The 2,860-nt window shown below is 59.4% G+C and carries 4 protein-coding genes; all 4 read right to left on the bottom strand.

The window, feature by feature from the left end:
• Positions 1 to 177 precede the first annotated feature (177 nt).
• Positions 178 to 1,035 carry a nucleotidyl transferase AbiEii/AbiGii toxin family protein gene (locus VK682_RS27050; protein WP_230798274.1) on the bottom strand — a complete coding sequence of 286 codons (858 nt, stop codon included), beginning with the start codon at positions 1,033 to 1,035 and terminating at the stop codon, positions 178 to 180.
• A complete protein-coding gene (locus tag VK682_RS27045) occupies positions 1,028 to 1,615 on the bottom strand; it encodes a type IV toxin-antitoxin system AbiEi family antitoxin domain-containing protein (protein ID WP_230798275.1) in 588 nt (195 codons plus the stop codon). Before VK682_RS27045 ends, VK682_RS27050 begins: the two co-directional genes overlap by 8 nt.
• A 242-nt stretch (positions 1,616 to 1,857) precedes the next feature.
• Entirely contained in the window at positions 1,858 to 2,115 is a 258-nt protein-coding gene (locus VK682_RS27040; protein ID WP_230798276.1) for an addiction module antitoxin, read from the bottom strand.
• Positions 2,096 to 2,860 (bottom strand): hypothetical protein (locus VK682_RS27035; RefSeq protein ID WP_324782969.1); only part of this gene is annotated, 765 nt, incomplete at its 5' end. The genes VK682_RS27040 and VK682_RS27035, both read right to left, overlap by 20 nt.

Genomic DNA, 2,860 nt, shown 5'->3' with positions numbered 1-2,860 from the left:
TAACCTGAAGGTCGTAGGTTCAAATCCTACTCCCGCAACCAAATATACACGTCTTATCAAATATTTCAAAGCCGAGCATAACGCTCGGTTTTTGTCATTCCAGATTCTTGTCAACACCTGGTCAACGTTTTATGAGCCCCCCATCGACGGGCAACATGATCGCGCAGAACGCGGCAATCATGCCGCCGCCCTGCATGCCGGTTCAAGCCAAGCCCAGATATCCGCAGTGACCTCTGCAAGCGGCCGTCCCTCGAGAGCCGTGCCATCCGAGTAGGCCCGCCATTGCGTCATCTTTGTCGGGTCGGTCGAGAACTCCTCCAACAGACCGACAGGGCAGGCGGCTGGAACAATCGTATCGCGTCGAGCGAAGGTTCCTCGGATCGCGGACGCGAGGTCGCCCGTGTCGATGTCGATGGATTTCGGCAGCGTCCACAGATCATACAGGTCCTTCATCCGGCTGTTCGCCAAGCCCAGCGCCACCACGGCCTGAAACTTCTCGGCGATGACCGTTGCCGGTGAATAGGCGCGGATCGATGCGGCTGGAATGTCGAGCAGGGATCCGTACTCGATCTCGAATTGCGGATCGGCCAAGGCATCGCCGAAGCCGAGGTCCACGGTGATCGGTATGCGCGTATTGCCCAAGCGGGCTTCGGTCCGGAGCCGCATCCCGCCATAGATCTGGTCTTCCCGAATGGCGACGGCCGTCAGGCTTTCGATGTCATAGACCAGCCCGTCATCGCCATCTATGGCGAGTATCTGGGAGAAGGCAGTCTTCAGTTCCGCCTCCTCGTCCGAGCCGAACGCCAGGAAGTCGATGTCCCGGGTAAAGCGGCCAGTGTCAGCCGTCCACAAGGTGACGAGCATGCCACCCTTCAAGACGAAGCGGTCGCGATATTCGGAGACCGACAGCCGGTACACCAGTCGTTCGAGGCCGAAGGCCACTAGCACCACATCGAACAGCTGACCTTCAGCACGGGCAAGGTTCAGCAGACGCTGACGCACGGAGGCCGCGATGTCCTTGGGTTGCTTAGCCATTTGACGTCAGGGCTTCCAGATAGGGGCGCATCTTGATCCAGGCGCCGTTCTCGCGCGCGGCTGTCGCAAGCTGACCGGCCGTAGCCTTTCTCGCGCCCAGCGCGGCCTTCATCGCCTCGATGGTGACGGATCGGTCCACCAGTTTCGGGTTACGGAATGCGTCTGCAATCGTCTTGGCGATGGAATACACCCGAACCTCCGCCTCCCCGACCCGATGGACCTCGGTGCCATTGGTCAGGTAGGGCTCACGGAAGCGCACGATGCGGATGCGAGGGTATTCGATCTTCGGTGCCCAGTCCTTGGCGCCGATGGCGATCCACACACGGCGTGGAAGTTGGTCGGTCAGCTGATGAAAGGATAGAGCTGAGGTCAGGCAGATGACGGCCTTGGGTGCGAGCTTGGCGATCTCGATCAGCCCAGCATGAAGGTCTGGCTCGGTGTCCGGCAGCTGATACAGTCCCCGCCCAATCCGTACGACCACGCCATCTGCAACCGCCCTCGCGATGGTGGTTCCGCTCACGCCGATGGTGGCCAGATCCCTTGAACGGGCTGGCGCATGAACTTCCATGTAGTCGATCATGCGGGCGCGCTGGCCCTGATCCGTCGCAAGCATAGTTACAAAACCTCGGACACAAGTTCATTCTGTCCTAGGTTTTGTAACACACAAGGCAGATTCAAGCAATCTGCACAGGCCTGCATCCGACCACGTCATCATGATCGTGCGCCGCAGATTATGCGGAGATTGGAGCCGCCATTCTCCGCACGATTGCTCCGTAGCCGGATTTTGCCGTTCGATGACCGTTGAAACGGATGGCCCCCGGATCAAGAGAAGCGGCTGAACCGTAAAATGCGGTTGCGCGCGATAACCTCCGCGGCAGACGACGGATGGTAGGTGGATTCTGGGGCTCTGAACCCAGCGGCAAGTTCCGCCTGCAGCTGCGTAAAGGCCGCGGCCTCCTGGCTTGCCATGTCGCGCCGGATCAAGTCTTCAACATAGGCGCTGACGGATTGATAGGGCCCTGCGTCGCTCACCATGAACGTCAGGAACTCGTGCAGTTCCTCATCGATCTCCAGCGTCATCGTTCTGGGTCGGGCCGTCATCCGTCTCTCCCTCCGCGCTGTCAGCTTGAGCCTCAGCGACCGCACGGCCGCAGTCGGGACACGCAGTTTCTGTCCTTAAGAATGCAAATCCGCATTCGAGGCATGGCTTCAGATCAGTCATGTCCTCAAGGAAAGCGCAACGCTTGCACAGCGTCTTTGTGTGCTTCAGCGAAAGATACCCCTGGAAATCCGCAAGCCATGCGAGAATCGCTCCGCGCTTCCAATCGCCGTCCCAGTTTGTCGCCTTCTCACGCCAAGCCATATGTTTTCGCGCGCGGATACCGCGTTTCTGGGCTGCCGTGAGGGCCTCCTTCTTCGCCGGGACCCTGAAGACGTGACCGCAATAGCCCCGCCCGACCGGACTGTTGCAGATCCACGTTCCCGCCTTCTTGCGAAACTGAATCGACAGGCTGAAGCACATAGGGCAGCAGTCCCGCATTTCCGGAACGACGGCGTCTCGGATCGCGTAGGATTCTTCCCGTAATTCAGCTCGATAGTCGTGGGCAGGTTCCCGCGCCTCATATTCGGCTTTGGCCTTGTCCAAATAGGGCTGAACCCGGGGTATTCTCACCGTGTGCTGCAGAACAAGTACAGCCTCATAGTCGGCACCGCATGTTGCGCATTCCGAACCAAGGAATTGAACCCTGGTGCGCTTCCAGTTTTTCCAGTGCCAAGGCGGTCTGAACTGCTCCGGGTTTGCCGGAGGCTCCAACTCCTGAGTAGG

The sequence above is a fragment of the Salipiger marinus genome (genome assembly GCF_035481585.1).
Lineage (GTDB): Bacteria > Pseudomonadota > Alphaproteobacteria > Rhodobacterales > Rhodobacteraceae > Salipiger > Salipiger marinus.
The sequence above is the reverse complement of the archived record's forward strand: the minus strand, read 5'-3'. Positions and strand labels throughout refer to the sequence as shown.

Excerpts from the sequence above, each read along its gene's own strand:
- VK682_RS27050 (WP_230798274.1), bottom strand. The coding sequence starts at position 1,035 with ATGGCTAAGCAACCCAAGGACATCGCGGCCTCCGTGCGTCAGCGTCTG.
- VK682_RS27045 (WP_230798275.1), bottom strand. The coding sequence starts at position 1,615 with ATGATCGACTACATGGAAGTTCATGCGCCAGCCCGTTCAAGGGATCTG.
- VK682_RS27040 (WP_230798276.1), bottom strand. The coding sequence starts at position 2,115 with ATGACGCTGGAGATCGATGAGGAACTGCACGAGTTCCTGACGTTCATG.